The sequence below is a fragment of the Cypionkella sp. PAMC25878 genome, from assembly GCF_058135695.1.
Map to the genome: position 1 here is coordinate 1057717 of NZ_CM176871.1, position 17180 is coordinate 1074896.

Annotated in this window: 18 protein-coding genes; 6 read left to right on the forward strand and 12 right to left on the reverse strand. The window is 59.9% G+C overall.

Annotated features, from left to right (window positions below; genetic code table 11):
• Entirely contained in the window at positions 1-498 is a 498-nt protein-coding gene (locus ACS5RD_RS04900; RefSeq protein WP_489930250.1) for a flavin reductase family protein, read from the forward strand.
• Here ACS5RD_RS04900 and ACS5RD_RS04905 read toward each other — a convergent pair.
• From ACS5RD_RS04905 to ACS5RD_RS04920, 4 genes are all read right to left on the reverse strand, one after another.
• The gene (locus ACS5RD_RS04905) at positions 495-1457 is read right to left on the reverse strand and encodes a TerC family protein (protein ID WP_489930251.1); all 963 of its coding nucleotides are present in this window, start codon (positions 1455-1457) and stop codon (positions 495-497) included. The two genes, ACS5RD_RS04900 and ACS5RD_RS04905, sit on opposite strands and share 4 nt — an antisense overlap.
• Positions 1458-1629: 172 nt before the next feature.
• Entirely contained in the window at positions 1630-2244 is a 615-nt protein-coding gene (locus tag ACS5RD_RS04910) for a TetR family transcriptional regulator C-terminal domain-containing protein (protein WP_489930252.1), read from the reverse strand.
• On the reverse strand, positions 2245-2811 hold the full coding sequence (locus ACS5RD_RS04915; protein WP_489930253.1) for a DUF1349 domain-containing protein: 567 nt from the start codon (positions 2809-2811) through the stop codon (positions 2245-2247). It lies immediately after the preceding gene.
• Between the two features lie 117 nt (positions 2812-2928).
• The gene (locus tag ACS5RD_RS04920; protein WP_489930254.1) at positions 2929-3756 is read right to left on the reverse strand and encodes an SDR family oxidoreductase; all 828 of its coding nucleotides are present in this window, start codon (positions 3754-3756) and stop codon (positions 2929-2931) included.
• Between the two features lie 132 nt (positions 3757-3888).
• Between ACS5RD_RS04920 and ACS5RD_RS04925 the strand changes: the two genes are divergently transcribed.
• Both ACS5RD_RS04925 and ACS5RD_RS04930 read left to right on the forward strand, forming a co-directional pair.
• Positions 3889-5367 (forward strand): AMP nucleosidase, encoded by a 1479-nt coding sequence (locus ACS5RD_RS04925; RefSeq protein WP_054005609.1) that lies wholly within the window; start codon positions 3889-3891, stop codon positions 5365-5367.
• A 221-nt stretch (positions 5368-5588) separates the two neighbouring features.
• A complete protein-coding gene (locus ACS5RD_RS04930; RefSeq protein ID WP_054005549.1) occupies positions 5589-5876 on the forward strand; it encodes an HU family DNA-binding protein in 288 nt (95 codons plus the stop codon).
• 132 nt (positions 5877-6008) lie between these two features.
• On the opposite strand, the gene ACS5RD_RS04935 is transcribed toward ACS5RD_RS04930, so the two are convergent.
• From ACS5RD_RS04935 to ACS5RD_RS04955, 5 genes are read right to left on the reverse strand one after another with little or no spacing between them, the layout of a single operon-like run.
• Positions 6009-7655: a sulfatase-like hydrolase/transferase gene (locus ACS5RD_RS04935; RefSeq protein WP_489930255.1), complete on the reverse strand. Its 1647-nt coding sequence runs from the start codon at positions 7653-7655 to the stop codon at positions 6009-6011.
• Positions 7656-7658: 3 nt separating this feature from the next.
• Complete coding sequence (locus ACS5RD_RS04940; RefSeq protein ID WP_489930256.1) at positions 7659-8276, reverse strand: ABC transporter permease; 618 nt, start codon at positions 8274-8276, stop codon at positions 7659-7661.
• Complete coding sequence (locus ACS5RD_RS04945; RefSeq protein ID WP_489930257.1) at positions 8161-9198, reverse strand: ABC transporter permease; 1038 nt, start codon at positions 9196-9198, stop codon at positions 8161-8163. The genes ACS5RD_RS04940 and ACS5RD_RS04945 overlap by 116 nt, the downstream gene beginning before the upstream one ends.
• Positions 9195-9983 (reverse strand): ABC transporter ATP-binding protein, encoded by a 789-nt coding sequence (locus ACS5RD_RS04950; RefSeq protein ID WP_489930258.1) that lies wholly within the window; start codon positions 9981-9983, stop codon positions 9195-9197. The genes ACS5RD_RS04945 and ACS5RD_RS04950 overlap by 4 nt, the downstream gene beginning before the upstream one ends.
• Before the next feature lie 51 nt (positions 9984-10034).
• Positions 10035-11018, reverse strand: a complete 984-nt coding sequence (locus ACS5RD_RS04955; protein ID WP_489930259.1) for an ABC transporter substrate-binding protein — start codon at positions 11016-11018, stop codon at positions 10035-10037.
• 123 nt (positions 11019-11141) lie between these two features.
• Here ACS5RD_RS04955 and ACS5RD_RS04960 point away from each other — a divergent pair, with 123 nt between their 5' ends.
• Positions 11142-11897 (forward strand): IclR family transcriptional regulator, encoded by a 756-nt coding sequence (locus ACS5RD_RS04960; protein ID WP_489930260.1) that lies wholly within the window; start codon positions 11142-11144, stop codon positions 11895-11897.
• Positions 11898-11948: 51 nt separating this feature from the next.
• On the opposite strand, the gene ACS5RD_RS04965 is transcribed toward ACS5RD_RS04960, so the two are convergent.
• Complete coding sequence (locus ACS5RD_RS04965) at positions 11949-12563, reverse strand: glutathione S-transferase family protein (protein ID WP_489930261.1); 615 nt, start codon at positions 12561-12563, stop codon at positions 11949-11951.
• Positions 12564-12635: 72 nt separating this feature from the next.
• On the opposite strand from ACS5RD_RS04965, the gene ACS5RD_RS04970 reads away from it, so the two are divergent.
• Positions 12636-13346, forward strand: coding sequence for a helix-turn-helix transcriptional regulator (locus tag ACS5RD_RS04970; RefSeq protein WP_489930262.1), 711 nt, complete (start codon positions 12636-12638; stop codon positions 13344-13346).
• On the opposite strand, the gene ACS5RD_RS04975 is transcribed toward ACS5RD_RS04970, so the two are convergent.
• Together ACS5RD_RS04975 and ACS5RD_RS04980 are read right to left on the reverse strand one after the other, a co-directional pair.
• Positions 13347-14699, reverse strand: coding sequence for an aminotransferase class III-fold pyridoxal phosphate-dependent enzyme (locus tag ACS5RD_RS04975; RefSeq protein WP_489930263.1), 1353 nt, complete (start codon positions 14697-14699; stop codon positions 13347-13349).
• Positions 14700-14713: 14 nt separating this feature from the next.
• Positions 14714-15499 (reverse strand): IclR family transcriptional regulator, encoded by a 786-nt coding sequence (locus ACS5RD_RS04980; protein WP_054005541.1) that lies wholly within the window; start codon positions 15497-15499, stop codon positions 14714-14716.
• Between the two features lie 191 nt (positions 15500-15690).
• Between ACS5RD_RS04980 and ACS5RD_RS04985 the strand changes: the two genes are divergently transcribed.
• Complete coding sequence (locus ACS5RD_RS04985; RefSeq protein ID WP_489930264.1) at positions 15691-17124, forward strand: APC family permease; 1434 nt, start codon at positions 15691-15693, stop codon at positions 17122-17124.
• Positions 17125-17180 lie beyond the last annotated feature (56 nt).

Sequence of the window (17180 nt, forward strand, 5' to 3'; positions counted from 1 at the left end):
ATGACCGACCTGCGCCAACACTTCATTGAAGGCATGAGCCGCGCCGCCACCTTCGTTTCCGTCGTCACCACCGATGGTGAGGCGGGCCGCTTCGGCGTCACCGTCTCGTCGATGACCTCGGTGTCCGCCGATGGCGCAGGCCCGTCGTTGCTGGTCTGCGTCCACCACCTATCGCCCGCCGCAACCGCAATCCTGCGCAACCGCGCCTTCTGCGCCAACCTGCTCAGCGCCGCACAGCACGGCACCTCTGACCTGTTTTCGGGTCGTCAAAAGCCACAAGGCGACCGCTTCGACGCAGTGAACTGGCAGCCGGGGCAGGGCGGCCAGCCGATCTTGACCGAGGCTTCCGCCAGCTTCGAATGTAGCTTGAAGACAGCTCTACTCTGGGAAACCCACTACATTATGGTCGGCGAAGTCAGCGCCGTGGCGCTGACCGATAACCATGATGCGCTGCTCTATGGACAGCGCGCTTACAAACGCGCTGTCCATATCTCTTAGGAATGCTCAACCTTAGAGTCACCGCGCGTCTTGTACAGGCTGAACCCCACGCCAGCCGCCAAGATCGCGAACGTTATGCCCAGCGACCAGCTTGGCGGAAACTTCTCCAGATCCATCCAGTCGGCGACAAACACTTTCGAGCCGATGAACACCAACAACAACGACAGCGCGTATTTCAGATAAGCAAAGCGGTGCAAGATCGCAGACAAAGCGAAATACAGCGCGCGCAGACCCAGAATAGCGAAGATGTTAGAGGTATAAACGATGAACGGATTGGTGGTGATCGCGAACACCGCTGGCACCGAATCCACCGCGAACACCAGATCGGCAATCTCAATCAGCACCAGCGCCAGAAACAGCGGCGTCACATAGCGCAGCCCATCACGCTTCACGAAAAAAGCGTTGCCCTCAAGCCGCTCCGTCACCCGCATCCGCCGCTTCAAAAACCGCAACACCGGGCCATCGACCGAGTGTTTGCTCTCGTCGATGAACAACATCCGCACGCCGGTAAAGATCAGGAAGGCGGCAAAGACATAGAGCAACCATGAATACTCAGCGACCAAAGTAGCGCCCAGACCAATCATGATGCCGCGCAACACGATCACGCCCAGAATACCCCAGAACAGCACCCTATGCTGATACATCCGGGGAATGGCAAAACTGCTGAAAATCAATGCGATGACAAACACGTTGTCCATCGCAAGCGTCTTTTCCACCACAAACGCCGTCAGATACTGCGCCGTGGCTTCCGAGCCCATCTGCCAATAGACAAAGCCCGAAAACGCCATGCCCAAGGTGATGTACACCGCCGACAAGCGCAGGCTTTTCGACACGCCGATCTCTTGATCGCCGTTGTTCACCAACCCCAGATCGGCGGCCAGCAGCACCAATACGATGGTGATGAAGGTCAGCCACATCCACAGCGGTGTGCCCAAAAATAGTGAAGTGATAATGTCCATACTGTCCTCTGTTTTGCATATCGCGCCAGAGGTCAGCCAAGGTCTACGGGCATGACATCGAGCGCACTCGATGCGATCCGACATCACGATGCAACATCGTCAGAGGGGCCCGTCTCGCATTCCATGAGATGGGGCGGGGTTGCAGCACTTCAACCCCAGTGGCCGAAAATTCTCACGCCCGCGTGAAAGATTTTGGAAAAAATGCCGCAGCAACGGCCAGCAAGGTCTCCAGCGCCTCATCAACGCTATAAGGCTCGGCTTGCGTCACAAGGTCCATCCAAAGCCCCTCACTGGCCACCCGGATCGCCCGCGCCACCCGCTCGGCATTGCCCGTTGGGCCCAACAGTGCCGCACATAAGCTCTCCAATTTGGTGACGTATTCCGCGTTGTTAGAGCCGCATTTCTCTTGATAGAGCGGCCTGCTCTGCGCCTCACCCCAGAACGCACACCACGCCGCCAAACGTTGCGGCGTGCAGAGTTCGGGGCGGAAATCGGCACGGATCAGCGCATCCAACTGCGCCGCAGGCTCGTGCGGGGCCGCTGCCAGTGCGGTCTGCCAGTTCTGCACATATTCATCAGCCAGATAGGTTAGCGTTTCGGCCAGCAGCAGGTCTTTGGACTGAAAATGAAAGTTCACCAGACCATGCGACAGCCCGGCCTGATTGGCGACATCGCTCATGGTGACGCGGGCATAACCCTTGATCGCCAGCACTTCGATGGTGGCCTCGATCAACTGTTCCCGCCGCGCCTCACGCGACAATTTCCGGGGCGGTTTCGGCTTGTTCATTCAATAAGCTTCCGTCGAAATTGGCAGTGTCAGATCCATTTCTGTAAACACAACCTCCAGCCCCGCGCGGGAAGGCGAGCAACACATCACCCCGGCGTCGACCGCCAGTTCAGGCGGGAAATACGCCAAGCGCAGCATCTTCCAAACCTCTCCCGCCAGATATTGCACCCAAACCGCATCGCGCACCCGAGTCAGCCGCAAGCGCAATTGGCCATCATACGCGGGCAGCGGCATCTGCGACCAATCCGACATTCCATTCGTCACTACCACTGCCAGATGGGCCGCGCCGCCAACATACTCGATGCCGCATTTCACCCAATGCGTCGCATCCGCGCGGATCATCAGCCCGGCTTGGTCATACTGCTGCGAAAAAGCGGCTCTAAACGCCGTTTCGAGACTGAAATCACCGTTGGTGGGCTGATGCAGGAAATGCCCATTGTGGTGCTGAAAGCCGTAGTAGGTGCCGTGCCAGAAATCGCTCTGATCGCCTGTCGTCACATGCAGCCCAGCCGCATCATGGCTAGCCTTGGCAGGCGGGTTTAGCCAAGTCATCGCACCCCAGTCCATCGCAGCCTCCCTGAATTTGCGCCGGATTGGCGGTTGAAAGTGTGAATTTTTCCTTAACAGAAATCAGGTTATTTATATAAATTAAATGCTTAACGGCTGGTCCCAACTCGGGACCTCTCACAAAAGCCCCCTAAGCCCGTCCTGATAGGTAGGATAAGCCAGCCTGACACCCAAATCCCGCTTGATCCGATCATTCCGAACCCGCTTCGATTCCGAATAGAAACTGACCTGCATCGGCGTCATCTCCGCCTCCTCAAACCGCACTGTCGGGGGGGCAGGATAGCCCAGCAAAGCCGCCGCATAGCTCAGCACATCTTCGGGCGGGGCGGGGTTATCATCGCAGACATTATAGATCACGCCGGGGTCAGGATGCCGGATCGAGCCCAGCAGGGTGGCGGCAATATCCTGAACATGAATCCGCGAGAAAACCTGATTCGCCTTGATCAGCCGCCGCGCGGTTCCATCGCGCACCTTCTCAAACGGCCCCCGCCCCGGCCCGTAGATGCCTGCCAGCCGGAACACCTGCACCGGCAACCCTGTCGCCAACCACTGCCGCTCCGCCAGCACCCTTGCCACCGCGCGGCCTGATTGCGGGTTGACCGGGGTATCCTCATCCACCCAGCCGCCCTGATGGTCGCCATAGACGGCGGTAGTGGAAAGATAGCCCACCCACTCCGGCCGGGCCGCCATGATCTGATCGCGGGCTGCATGCAGGAACGGATCGCCCGAACCATCGGGTGCTGCCGAGGCCAAGATATGCGTCGCCTGATCCAGCGCGGGCCCGATATCGCAGGGCCAGAGCAGCGGCTCCACTCCCTGATCGCGCAGGGCGGCGATCCGGTCGGGCCCTCGGGTGGTGCCGATCACCCGCCAACCCTGCGGGATCAGCAGAGCGGTCAAGGCGGCGGCGGAATAGCCATGTCCAAGGGAAAGCAAGGTTTTCATCGCGCCTTTATTCCCGCCCGCCCCCGGCTTCGCAAGACCCCAGATGCGCGCAGGGCTGCGTCATCAAGACTTCACTTGCGAAATCGTCCGCTTCGGCCTTAGATGCCCGATCAAAAAGAAGAAGATGATGCCATGAACGACGAACCCGCGCTAATCCTGATCCCTGATTTCACCGCCCCAGACTCCTATACCGATGCCGCTGAAGCCGTGGATCGCCTGGAGGTGCTTTACAATGACGCCACGAGTTTCCTATCCCAGCATTTCAGCGCTTCGGTCACAGGCGCCAAACCCGCCACCCGCATCCGCGCGTTTTATCCTGAGATCCGCCTGACCGTCAGCAGCCATATCAAGACTGACAGCCGCCTTGCCTTTGGCCATGTCGCCAGCCCCGGCACCTATGCCACCACGGTCACCCGGCCCGACCTGTTCCGCAACTATCTGATCCAGCAGATCAGCCTGTTGATGCAGAACCACAGTGTTTCGGTGCAGATCGGCTATTCTGACACGCCGATCCCGGTGCACTTCGCGGTGGCGGGCAACCCGGCGGTGTCGGTGCCGCAAGAGGGTGTGCTGGAGTTTTCGCTGCGCGATGTGTTCGATGTGCCGGATTTGGCGACCACCAACGATGACATCGTTAACGGCACCCGCACCCATAACGCCGATGGCTCGCAGCCGCTTGCCCCCTTCACGGCGCAAAGGGTGGATTACAGCCTTGCGCGACTGTCACACTACACCGCGACCGATCCGACGCATTTCCAGAACCATGTGCTGTTCACCAACTATCAGTTCTACGTTGATGAGTTTGAGGCCTATGCCCGCACCACACTGGCCGATGAAGACTCGGGCTACGTCAGCTTTGTGGCAACTGGAAATCAGGAAATCACCACGCCGGACGGGGTGATTTTGCCCTCGACCAAGACGCCGCAGATGCCGACCTATCACTTAAAACGCGCCGACGGGAACGGCATTACGCTGGTCAATATCGGGGTGGGGCCGTCGAACGCCAAAACTGCGACCGACCATATCGCGGTGCTGCGCCCGCATGCTTGGCTGATGGTTGGGCATTGCGCCGGATTGCGCAACAGTCAGTCTTTGGGCGATTTTTGCCTTGCCCATGCTTACCTGCGCGAAGATCATGTGTTGGACGACGATCTGCCGGTCTGGGTGCCGATCCCCGCGCTGGCCGAAATTCAGATCGCGCTGCAAGAGGCTGTCGCCGAGGTCACCCAGTTGGAAGGCTATGAGCTGAAACGCATCATGCGGACTGGCACCGTGGCCACGATTGATAACCGGAATTGGGAGCTGCGCGACAAATCCGGCCCGGTGCAGCGGCTGTCGCAAAGCCGTGCAATTGCGCTGGATATGGAGAGTGCGACGATTGCCGCCAATGGCTTCCGTTTCCGCGTCCCTTATGGCACCTTGCTGTGTGTTTCCGACAAACCGCTGCATGGCGAGCTGAAGCTGCCGGGTATGGCCAGCGAGTTCTACAAGACGCAGGTCAGTCGCCATCTGCAAATCGGCATCCGTGCGATGGAGCGGCTGCGCGACATGCCGATAGAGCGGATTCACAGCCGCAAGTTGCGCAGTTTTGAAGAGACAGCCTTCCTCTGACCAAAGCGGTTCAGGTTTACAAGGTATCGGAAATCGCTGCCTCGCGCGTCTCGCGAACGCGTTTTCCGATGCCCATGCTGCCGCGAAAACCTGAACCGCTCTAAGGAAATGCCTTATTTTAGGCCGAAAGGGCTTGCCATAGGGCGCAAAACCATGAGAAGCCGCTGCATCCGCCATATCAGGGCCCCTGAAGCATGAGGGCCGGAAACAAGGACAAGACGATGAACAAAGCCATGACCAAAACGCAACTGCTTGCCGCGATCTCGGACGCAATGGGTGCGGACAAGAAAACCGCAGCAGCCGCACTGGACGCCGTTGCGGCTGTCGTTGCACGCGAAGTTGCGGCTGGTGGTTCGGTGATGCTGCCGGGTCTGGGCAAGATGGCTTGCCGCGAGCGCCCCGAGCGTCAGGTTCGCAACCCGGCGACGGGTGAGACCGTGACCAAAGCCGCCGACAAGCAAGTGAAATTCGCCATCGCCAAGGCGCTGAAAGACAGCGTCAACGCTTGAATTTAGACTGCGGTTTGACTTGGAAAGGGTCGTCCTTTGGGCGGCCCTTTTGCTTTCATGACCCGCGCAATCCGGTTGGATTGGTCACACGACATAACGGGGCTAAACTTGCTGCCCTTGCCCAAGCGGCGGCTATAGCGATGCTTTGAATGCGGTGCGCTTTGCCTGCTCCGTCGCCAGTTCCGCCTCATCCCAATAACCAATCAGAACCCCGGATTCGAGGTTCAGATCATAGGCCTGCGCTGCCTTGTCCGAGGCGATGACTGCGGCATCTGACACCGTGGTTTGCGTGCGGGTGGTTCGGCTCCACTTCGCCAAAGCCTCGTACAGCCGGGCGCGGGTTTCGGTATGGGCGGGATCGGTGCCGAGATTGGTGAATTCCTGCGGATCGGTTGTCAGATCATACAGCATCGGTGCGAAGCCGTCGGCGTGGATATATTTGAACCGCCCGTCATAAACCATATAGAGCCGCGCATCAGGGATTGGAACGGCTAGGTTTACCCGCGCTAAATCAAAGGCATAGTCGTACTCACTGATCACCACCTTGCGCCACGAGGGGCTTTCTGCGCGCAGTAAGGGCAGAAGGGAGCGACCTTCAAGGATATGCGGCAGGGGCGGGCCGCCGAAGGCTTCGACGAAGGTTGGGGCAAGGTCAATCATCTCAACCAAAGCATCCGAAACCGTGCCGCGGGTGGCATCGGCGGCGGGTGAGGGATCGGCGATGATCAGGGGCACTTTGACGGATGGGTTGTGAAACATGTATTTCTCACCCAGCCAATGATCGCCCAGATAATCGCCGTGATCTGAGGTGAACACCACCATCGTCTCCTCGGTCAGCCCCGCCTTGTCCATGAAGGCAAACAGGTGGCCCAACTGATCGTCGATCTGCTTGATCAGCCCCATATAGGCTGGAATCACGGTTTCGCGCGCGCCGGTCCGGTTGAAGACGGTGGAATAGCGTTCGGCCTGAAACGCCGCCAGCACCGGATGGGCCGATTGCCGCTCGGCCTCATCGCGCACCACAGGCAGCAGCTCATCGGGGCCATACATGTCGTGATAGGGGGCGGGGACGATATAGGGCCAATGCGGTTTGATGTAGGACAGATGCAGGCACCACGGGCGGCCATCGGCCTGTGCTTCGGCCATGAACTGCATGGCGCGGCTGGTCATATAGGGCGTCTCGGCGTCGTCGTCGCGCACTTGGGCGGGCTTGTCGGCATGGGCATAAAGCCAGCCGTTTTGCAGCGTGCCATCCGCCGCCAAACCCGAGTTCGCCACATGCTCCCAAGGGTTTTCCGCCGCATAGCCTTGGCGGCGCAGATAGCTGTCATAGGCGGGGTCGGGGGAATAGGGGCCGTCGGGGTGCAGGCCGTCGTCGCGCTCATAGGGCTCGAAGCCACATTCGCTGACATGCACGCCGATCACCGACGCCGGATCAATGCCCAAGCGATCCATGCCATCCTCGTCCGCGACCATATGGGTCTTGCCGACGAGAACCGTGCGCACGCCCAACGGTTTCAGATGGTCGCCCAGCGTCAACTCACCCACCTTCAGCGGCACGCCGTTCTGCGTGCTGCCGTGGCTGCGCATATAGCGCCCGGTATAGGCGCACATCCGCGAGGGGCCGCAAATGGTGGATTGCACGAAGGTTTGCGTAAAGCGCACCCCGCGCGCGGCAAGGGCATCAATGTTGGGCGTGTGCAGATGTGGATGGCCGTAGCAAGACAGGTAATCCGCCCGCAACTGATCGCACATGATGAACAGGATGTTTTTGACCATGATCTACTCCGCTGGCCGCTGGTCACGATAGTGCCAGAACAGCCATTTCTTCTCCAATCGAAACACCCCGGCATTCACCAAAACCCCCGCCAACGAGATGAAAGCGATCCCCGCCAGCCCGGCATCAATGCGAAAATTCTCCTGACTGCGTTGCAAGTAAGTGCCGATGCCATTGGTCGATAGCAGCATTTCCGATGTCACCGACACCAGCAGGCTGGACGCAATCGCCAACCGCGCGCCGGTCGCGATCATCGGCAGGCTGGAGGGCCAGTCGATCAACCGCATCGTCTCCAGCCGCGACAGATGCAGTGATTTGGCCACGCGCGACAGCATCGGATGGATCGAATGTGACGCCTCATAGCTGTTCATCAGCAAGGGCACGGCGGCGGCATAGGCGATGATCACGATCTTCGCCCAATCCCCGGTGCCCGCAAACAACATCACCAAGGGGATGATCGCAGGTGGCGGCAGGGTCGCCAGCATATCCATCAGCGGCTCCAACACTTTACCCACCACCCGCACCCGGCCCAAGAAAATCCCCAGCGGAATCATCGTCACCACCGCCACCGCAAAGCCCGCCGAGGCGCGCAGCAGGGTGATGCCCAACTGGTGCAGGATCACCGGGTAGTTGTCCCAGATCGCAACCACCACCTTGCCCGGCCCCGGAAACAGCGGTGTTTTTTGCAGCAGCGCCGCGATTTGCCACAGAATGACTATGCCCAGCGGCACCAGCAGGCCCAGCAGGGCGATTCGCGTTTCTCGTTTCATTCCGGGGCTCCATCATCTTGATGTGCCATCCGGTCAGACCCTGCCGCAGCAGATTAACCAAGCCGTTCAGCAAGACGCCATTCAGGCCGACCAGAAACATCAGGCCAAACACCTCGGGGGTGCGCAGCGCGAAGGCTTTCTTGAAGATCATAAAGCCAATGCCATCACGCCCCGCCAGCATTTCAGCCACGATCACCGCGATCAGGCTGATGGTCGCGGCATAGCGGATGCCGGTGAAAATCTCGGGCAAAGCGGCGGGCAGTTTCACTTGCCACAGCAGTTGCCAGTTGGTCAGCCCAAACATCCGGCCGGTGTTCAGTTGCACTGATCCGACCCCCGCCAAGGCAGCCACCCCGTTCAGATAGGGCGGCCAGATTGTGACGAGGATGATCACGAAGGCGTATAGCTTGGTCCCCAGCCCCAGCATGAACACCGCCATCGGCACGAAGGCGGCAGGCGGGATCGGTTGCAACACGTCCGATATATAGCGGATGCCGCGCGACAGCACGGGCGAGAGGTCAGAGATGATCGCCAGTGCCACGCCCAGCAGTGCGGCCCCGATCAGCCCAACCGTCGCGCGCCCAAAGGTCACCGCCCAAGCTGACAGCACCGTGCCGTCATTCAGCATAGCCCAGAACGCGGTCGCGATGGTGGGAATAGAGGGGAAGTATTTCTCGGGCACCACACCCAAAGCATAGACGAGCTGCCACGCTCCCAGCACCAAGGCGGCGCAAATCGGCACCCGAAGCCGCTCGGCCCAAATTGCCCAGTTCATGCCAGCGCCTTCCCCTGTCGCATGCCGCGGATCAGCGCCATCACCTCGTGGCGCGCGTGCAGAAAGGCCGGGTCTTCACGGGTGGCCAACTGGTCGCGCGGCATCGGCAGGTCAACAATCACCTCGCGCACCACCTTTGTCGGGCGCGGCCCAAGCACCAGCACCCGGTTGGCCATATAGACGGCTTCCTCAACATCATGTGTCACCAGCACACAGGTTTGATTAAATCGCTTGGCCAGATCGAGCAGCAAATCCTGCATATCCGCCCGCGTCTGTGCATCGACTGCGGCCAAAGGCTCATCCAGCAACAACAGTTGCGACTGGGCGGCAATGCCGCGCGCAATCGCCACCCTTTGCTGCATCCCACCCGAAACCTGCCATGGAAAATGCGCCTCAAAGCCAGTCAGCCCAACAGCCGCTAAAATCTCTACCGCGCGGGCGCGCTTTTCAGGGCCAGACAACTGCACCCGCCGCATCCCGAACAGCACGTTGTCGAGGTTGCTTTTCCACGGCAGCAGGCTGCGGGAATAGTCTTGAAATACCACCGAAAGCCCAATCGGCGGTGCCGTCACCAGTTGCCCGTTAAACCGCACTTGCCCTTCGGAGGGGGCCAGCAGCCCGGCCAGACACATCAGCAAAGTGGTTTTGCCACAGCCCGAGGGCCCGACCAAAGACACGAATTCGCCTTTGGCAATCGACAGCTCCAACCCGTCAATGATCGGCATCCGCGCGGCACCGCTGCCGTAATGTTTGCCCACCGCGCTGGTGGTCAGAAGTGCTGTCATCGTGGCGTCCCCCAAAGCAAAGGCCGGGCCAATCGGCACCGCCCTGCAAGATCAATACTTCACTTCGGCCACGAAATCGGCGCCGTTCAGCGGGCCGGGCTGCATCCCGGTTGCGATCATCGCATCGAGAATCCGCTGCACATCGGCCCCGGTGATCGCCATGCTTTCCTTGACAATCGGTAGATTGAAGGCCTTGGCGGCTTCAGGTGTCAATTCCATGAATTGCACCGCAGCGCCTTCGAGAGCGGCACGGTTGCCCAGCAATTCATGTCGCGCTTTGTCCATAACTTGGGCCACCTTCACCAGGGCTTCACCGTTCGCAGCCAGCCAATCATCGCTGGCAAACAGCGCGTCATTCATCAAGGGCTGCGTCAGATCATGCAGCGTGCCTGCAGCGATCGTCACCGGGGCAAGCGCTGTATTGCCAGATAGTGAGGAATAGAACGGGTTTATCGCGCAGGTTGCGTCGATATTGCCTTGCTCAAGTGCGGCTTCTTGTTCGGGGAAGGGCAGCACCACGGGTTGCACATCGTCAATCGTCAGCCCGGTGGCGGCAAGGTGATCGCGCCACATCAATTCGCACAAGCCGCCATTGGCGTTAAAGGCGATTTTCTTGCCCTTTACTCCAGCCATATCTTTGATCCCCGACGCGCCCGAGGCCACCAGCCAAGTGTATTTCTTATCTGGGTCAACCTCTTGCGACAGTTGCAGGAACATCTTTATCGGCACACCGTTCAGCCGACCATTGATCGGCGGCACCGGAGACGAATAGCCGATATCGGCCTCGCCCGAGGCAATCGCCGCCACCACCGCAGGACCGCCTTGCACGGCGATGAATTCGGGCGCGATCCCGGCTGCGGCGAAATAGCCCTTCTCCTGTGCGTAGAGTGCGGGAAGCATACTGTCGGCGAGAAAATAGGCGATACGCACCTTGGTGTCTTCTGCCGATGCTGCAATCGTGGACGCCAGTACGGTGGCAATGACCACCCCGCTCAGTACTCCGCCCAGCACCGCACGCCGGATGAATTTTGCCATTTCCTTCTCCCTGTTTGTATGGTTCATTGTGTAAACCGTTGGTTCAAATATCGTGCAGAGAAACTGGCTCTACGTCAACTGGGCAGATATTTTATTTAACACGTTAAAAGAGATAAGGATTCCATGACCATAGCTGTGAAACGTGCGCTGTCGCTGTTGGATCTGTTTTCCGAATCAGTCCCCGAGATCGGTCTGTCCGACGCCGCGCGGCTGTCGGGCCACGACAAGGCCACGGTACACCGCCTGCTGAACACTTTGCGGGAGGCAGGGTTGATCGAGCAAAATACGGGTAGCAAGTTGTATCGCCTTGGCCCCGCCGTGCTGCATCTGGCGCGGTTGCGGGAGGCGACGTTTCCGGTGATTGCCGTAGTGCAACCTATGCTGGATGCTTTGGCCGAGGAAACCGGCGAGACCGCGCATTGCTCACTTTACACCAACAATGCGCTGGCGGTGATCGCCACTACGGAAAGCAAAAGGGCCAATCGCGTCTCAATGCGCGGGTCTGAGACCTTGCCGTTTCATGCCACGGCCTCGGGGCTGGCGTTTCTGGCCTTTGCCGCGCCGGATGTGGTCGCACGGGCCATGGCGCTGCCGATGGTGGCGTTCACCCCCAACACCATGACCACGCAGGCAGAGTTGACAGCAGCCCTGACAGAGACGCGGCGCTTGGGTTACGCCAGTATCGACAAATCCTATGAAGGCGATGTTTGCGGCATCGGCTGCCCGATCTTTGGCTCTGACAAAGCAGCCGTTGGCGCGATTGCAGTGGCGACTCCCTGCCACCGCCTGACCGCTGAGCTACAGGCGGTGATCACGCGGGCTGTGCAATCTTCTGCGCGCGAGCTGACCCGCAAACTCGGCAATGCGCTGCCGACGTAGCGGCAGCGCATTGTTGGAAGATAACTGCGAAAGTTATGGCTGTGACTGGCCTCAGGCGGTTTTCGCCATCGCTGCGGCATCTGCAGCCAGCACCCGCAGCCGTGCTGGGCGTGCCATACAACGCGCCACCCAATCGCGGATCAACGGATCGTCGGGGGTGACATCTTTGAACCAAGCGTAGGGCGAATGGACAAGCAGATCGGCGGCGGAAAATGTATCACCCAGCAGCCACGGACCCTTCTGCAGCGCGCTGCGGATGCGGGCAGCAGCTTCGGGATGGCCCCGGAACGTGCGCGGGATGCCCGGATGGTCAAGGCCAAGTGCGTCCATCACCAAAACAGGCTCTAACACGCCCTGATACCAGGACAGCCACGTCAGATACTCGCCCCACAGCGGCGAACCGACGGGGGGTGCCAGCCCCGCTTCGGGGAACAGCGTGGTCAGATGCAGCATGATCGCGCCGCGTTCGGTGATCAGATGACCGTCGTGCAACAGCGCAGGGGCCTTGCCCTCGGGGTGCGGATTGGACGGGTCGCGCCCGCCCGAGCCATCCATGCGCGGGATGTCGACAGGACGGATCTCGACCTTGTCGGTGATGCCCATCTCATCAAGCAGGGTCACGATGGCGGATGAGCGCGAGTTCGGGGCGTGGAATAGGGTCAGCATGTTTCGTCTCCGTTGTGTTTTGCGATGGGCTCTTTATGCTAGAGGCCTACTGCCAGAAACCGTCAGGATGCTATGGCCAAGTCTGATCGCCTTTTCCGACTGCTGACTGCTCTGAGGATGTTGCCGCAGCCGGTGACGGCTGCGCGGCTGGCCGAGGAAATGGGTGTCTCGGCGCGGACGTTGTATCGTGACATCGACAGTTTGCGGGCGGGTGGCGCGCTGATCGACGGTGAGGCGGGAGTGGGCTATACGCTGACCGAAGACCCCGCGCTGCCGCCGCAGATGTTCACACGGCTAGAGGTCGAGGCGCTGGTGCTCGGTCTGGCCGAGGTGCGGCAGATGGGCGATCCGGCGATGGCCAAGGCGGCGGAAGTGGCGATGGCGAAGATCGTCGCCACCCTGCCGGAACGGGTGCAGCGGCAAGCGGTGCATGCGGTATCACGCTCGATCAAGTTTCAAACCCGAACCGCGCCGCCCGCGCATGTGGCTTTGTTGCGCGAAGCCTCTTGGGCCGAGCAAGAGGTGGCGCTGAGCTATCTTGATGTGAATGGCACCCAGACGCAGCGGCAGATATGGCCGCTGTCGATTGTGTATTTTGATCAAGCGTTGATGTGTTTGGCATGGTGTTGCTTGCGGCAAGACTTCCGTCGCTTTCATCTGGGGCGGATGCAAGATGTGGCCTTGACCGGCGCAAGCTTTCGCCCGCGCCGGGTGCCGATGTTGCGGGATTATATCGCCCAAGTCCGCGCCGTTGCGCCGCGTTTGGCCGAGGCAGTGCAGTGATTAGAGCGCCGCAAAGCCTGCGTCCAAGCTGGACAAGATCACCTGCACATCCGCCGAGGTCAGCACCAAGGGCGGCGACATGATGATGTTGTTGCCAGAGACCCGCACCATCGCGCCTTCTTTGTAAGCAACCTGCTGCACCTTGCCGGGAATGGCTTTGTCGGCGGGCTTTTTCGTGGTCCGATCCGCGATTAGTTCCAGCGCGCACATCAAGCCATGCCCGCCGCGCACATCGCCGATTAATTCGTGCTTGGTTTGCAAATCCAGCAGACCCTGATGCAACTCAGCTCCGCGCGCGGCAGCGTTTTCCTTGACGTTCAGCTTTTGGGTTTCCGCCAAACACGCCAGTGCCGCCGCAGCACCCACCGGATGGCCGGAGTAGGTGTAGCCGTGGCCGATGGCGGCTTTGCCGGTCTCATCAGATTCGAACACCTCTGCCACCCGCTCGGAAATCATCGTGGCGCCGAAGGGGAAATAGCCGTTGGTGATCGCTTTGGCAGTGCAAGCGAAATCCGGCTTGACGCCCCACAAACGGCTGCCGGTCCAAGCCCCGGTGCGGCCAAAAGCGGTGATCACTTCATCTGCAATCAGCAGGATGCCATTCTTGCGACAGATCGCCTCCACCCCCGGCATGAAGCTTTCATGCGGAAGGATCACGCCGCCTGCGCCTAGGATCGGTTCCATGATGAAGGCCGCGACGGTCGCGGCACCTTGGAAAGCAATCTCATCCTCCAGCGCGGCAAGGCAGAGTTGCGCAAGCTTGGCCGGATCGGTCTCATTGAACGGGTTGCGATAGGTATAGGGGGCCGGAATGTGGTGGCAACCGGGCAACAACGGCTCATACATGGTGCGGAAGTTGGCGTTTCCATTCACCGATGCGCCGCCCATGTGGGTGCCGTGGTAGCCCTTTTTCAAGCTGAGGAATTTCACCCGGCCCTGATCGCCCCTGATCTTGTGATATTGTCGCGACAGCCGCAGCGCGGTTTCAACCGAGTCTGACCCACCTGAGGTAAAAAAGGCTCTGACAAGGCCATCAGGCTCGAAAAACCTGCGCAATTCCTCAGCCAGCTCAATCACACAATCGTTCGAGGTGCCCCGGAAGGTCGAATAATACGGCAGCCGCTCCATCTGCGCGGTGATCGCATCTTTCACCGGCTGGCAAGAGTAGCCGAGGTTGACGTTCCACAACCCACCGACGCCATCGACCGTCTCATGCCCGTCGATATCGGTGATCCGCACGCCTTTGCCGCCAACAATGATTGCAGGCGGGTTTTTCAGGCTGTCAGAGGGCGCGGTCATCGGATGCCACATGCTGCGGGCATTGTTGGCTTTCAGGTAGTTTTCGTCTTTCATCGGCTTTCCTTCCGTCAGGCGGCCAAGCGCCACAGTGTCGCGATATCGGCGGGCAAAGTGCCGCCCCAGAGTGTGGTGATCTCAGTGCCCGCTTGCAGCAGTGCGTAGCGGATCATGCGGCGCTGCGCCTCACCCATCCGGGTGCCAAGGGCAGCCACCGCCAGCGCGCCGCTGCACCGACCCAAAGCGTCAAACAGTGGCACCGCCATGGAATGAACATCCGATTCGTAGCCGCCCCGGCTTTCGGCATAGCCCAAACCCCGCACCTCAGCGATGCGGGCGCGCAGGGCGGCGGGGTTGGTCAGTGTCGTGCTGGTCAACTGCGCCAGCGGCTTTGCCAGCACCGCGTTGCGGAAGGCTTCGGGCTGAAACGCCAGCACCGCAAGACCAGACGAGGTGGCATGAAACGGCAGAGTCTCGGTATCTTCCAGCATGACCTTGGTGGCATGTGCCGCACTGTAGGCATGCGCCAGCGGGCGCAGGATATCGGCAATCAGCAGCGACAGATGCGCTGTCTCGCCAGTTTGCTGCGCCAGAGATTGCAGCACCGGCATCGCGGCATCGCGCGTTGGCACCTGAGCCTCGCGCAGCGCCGCCAGACGCAGGACGCTGGGGCCAAGCCGATATTCGCGACTGGTGCCGACCTGCTCGACGAAGCCATTTTCGCCAAGCTCGGTCAGCAGGCGAAAACAGGTGGCTTTGTTCAGATCCGCCAAACGCGCAATATCCGACAGCCCGATAAGTGGGCGCGCCTTGGTGAAGTAATCTAGCAATTCCAGTGCTTTAGAAACAGTACCCATTTTGCGTCCAACATTCTGATCCGACCCCGCAGGCCAGTTCTTTCATTTCAGTTGACAGAATGTCGCGGGTGCTGTCAAATGAAATCGAACCATCGGTTCAAATAACAAACCGAAAGCCACCGATGAACGGAGGCAGTCAACCGACAGGAAGGGAACGCGAATGAAAAATTCCGCACATCCGGGGGTGCAGCATGGCTGAGGCTGGCATTCCTTCAAACCAACTGAAGAAAAATTCGCTGGGCGTGGCGGCTGTGACGTTCATGGTGGTCTCGGCGGCGGCACCCTTGACCGGGGCTGCGGGTGGCATTCCGCTGTCGATGCTGCTCGGCAATGGCATCGGCATCCCCGGCACCTTCCTGATCGTGACGGCGATTTTGCTGATGTTTTCCGCCGGATATGTCGCGATGTCGCGGCATGTGAAGAACGCGGGCGCGTTTTATGCTTTCGCGGCGCAGGGTTTGGGCGGCCATGTCGGCGGCGCTGCGGCCTTGATCGCAATGCTGTCCTACAACGCCATGCAGATCGGGCTGATGGGCCTGTTCGGCTATGCCGCTGCAGGCACTTTCGCGCAGTTTGGCGTCGATCTGCCATGGTATTACTGGTCTTACGCCGCCATCGCCATCATCGCAGTGCTGGGCTATCGCCAAGTTGATCTATCGGCCAAAGTGCTGATGGTGCTGGTGTTTTTCGAGTTTGCCATCGTCATGCTGCTGGATATCGTCATACTCGCCAAAGGCGGCGCGAGCGGTTTGAACTTTGCGCCCTTCATGCCCGAAAACATCTTCTCGGGCACTTGGTCGATTGGCATCCTGTATTCTTTCGCTGGGTTCATCGGGTTTGAGGCGACCACGATCTACTCGGAAGAAGCCCGCGACCCGCATATCACCGTGCCGCGCGCGACCTTCCTTTCGGTGCTGGCGATCGGGATTTTCTATTCGATCACCTCTTGGCTGATGGTGATGGGGATCGGCAACGATCAGTTGATGCCAACATTGGGCGGTATGGACCCGACGATGTTCCTGTTCCAGCTGGGCAGCACCTATCTGGGCGATACCCTGTCGATGATCATGGGCATCTTGTTCGTAACCTCGGTTTTTGCGGCCCTGCTGGCCTTTCACAATGCCATCGCCCGCTACATCTTCGTCACCGGGCGCGAAGGTATCCTGCCCGCTGCGGTCGGCTTCACCCATGCGCAACACCTGTCGCCCCATATCGGCTCGGTGATCCAGACCGTTCTGGCGCTGATCTTCGTGACCGTATTCGTGGTCTACCAGCTTGATCCGGTGCTCAACCTGTTCTCGTGGTTGTCGCAGTTGGGCACTCTGGGCGTGTTGGGGCTGATGTCGCTGACCTCGTTTGCGGTGATCGCGTTTTTTGCAAAGGATGCGATGGGGGAGACGGCACTTTCCATCAAGATCCTGCCGATCATCTCGGGCGTGATCATGGCGGTGCTGTTCGTCAAGATATTCATGGACTTCGGCGCACTGACCGGGGCTGAGGGCAATTTGTCGTGGATGCTGCCGTCGCTGGTGATCGTCGCGGCCATCGTCGGCATCTTGCTGGCCGCGAAACTGAAAGCCGCAGATCCGGCAAAATTCGCCGATCTGGGCAAAACCAAAGTCTAAACCGAAACACGATGGGCGGCCGGCAACGGCCGCCCTTTTTCATGCCGCAGGAGTGC

Coding starts and splice junctions, on each gene's coding strand:
- ACS5RD_RS04985 (WP_489930264.1), top strand. CDS start 15,691: ATGGCTGAGGCTGGCATTCCTTCAAACCAACTGAAGAAAAATTCGCTG.
- ACS5RD_RS04905 (WP_489930251.1), bottom strand. CDS start 1,457: ATGGACATTATCACTTCACTATTTTTGGGCACACCGCTGTGGATGTGG.
- ACS5RD_RS04925 (WP_054005609.1), top strand. CDS start 3,889: ATGAACGACGAACCCGCGCTAATCCTGATCCCTGATTTCACCGCCCCA.
- ACS5RD_RS04975 (WP_489930263.1), bottom strand. CDS start 14,699: ATGAAAGACGAAAACTACCTGAAAGCCAACAATGCCCGCAGCATGTGG.
- ACS5RD_RS04970 (WP_489930262.1), top strand. CDS start 12,636: ATGGCCAAGTCTGATCGCCTTTTCCGACTGCTGACTGCTCTGAGGATG.
- ACS5RD_RS04955 (WP_489930259.1), bottom strand. CDS start 11,018: ATGGCAAAATTCATCCGGCGTGCGGTGCTGGGCGGAGTACTGAGCGGG.
- ACS5RD_RS04915 (WP_489930253.1), bottom strand. CDS start 2,811: ATGGACTGGGGTGCGATGACTTGGCTAAACCCGCCTGCCAAGGCTAGC.
- ACS5RD_RS04980 (WP_054005541.1), bottom strand. CDS start 15,499: ATGGGTACTGTTTCTAAAGCACTGGAATTGCTAGATTACTTCACCAAG.
- ACS5RD_RS04935 (WP_489930255.1), bottom strand. CDS start 7,655: ATGGTCAAAAACATCCTGTTCATCATGTGCGATCAGTTGCGGGCGGAT.
- ACS5RD_RS04960 (WP_489930260.1), top strand. CDS start 11,142: ATGACCATAGCTGTGAAACGTGCGCTGTCGCTGTTGGATCTGTTTTCC.
- ACS5RD_RS04950 (WP_489930258.1), bottom strand. CDS start 9,983: ATGACAGCACTTCTGACCACCAGCGCGGTGGGCAAACATTACGGCAGC.
- ACS5RD_RS04910 (WP_489930252.1), bottom strand. CDS start 2,244: ATGAACAAGCCGAAACCGCCCCGGAAATTGTCGCGTGAGGCGCGGCGG.
- ACS5RD_RS04900 (WP_489930250.1), top strand. CDS start 1: ATGACCGACCTGCGCCAACACTTCATTGAAGGCATGAGCCGCGCCGCC.
- ACS5RD_RS04920 (WP_489930254.1), bottom strand. CDS start 3,756: ATGAAAACCTTGCTTTCCCTTGGACATGGCTATTCCGCCGCCGCCTTG.
- ACS5RD_RS04930 (WP_054005549.1), top strand. CDS start 5,589: ATGAACAAAGCCATGACCAAAACGCAACTGCTTGCCGCGATCTCGGAC.
- ACS5RD_RS04965 (WP_489930261.1), bottom strand. CDS start 12,563: ATGCTGACCCTATTCCACGCCCCGAACTCGCGCTCATCCGCCATCGTG.
- ACS5RD_RS04945 (WP_489930257.1), bottom strand. CDS start 9,198: ATGAACTGGGCAATTTGGGCCGAGCGGCTTCGGGTGCCGATTTGCGCC.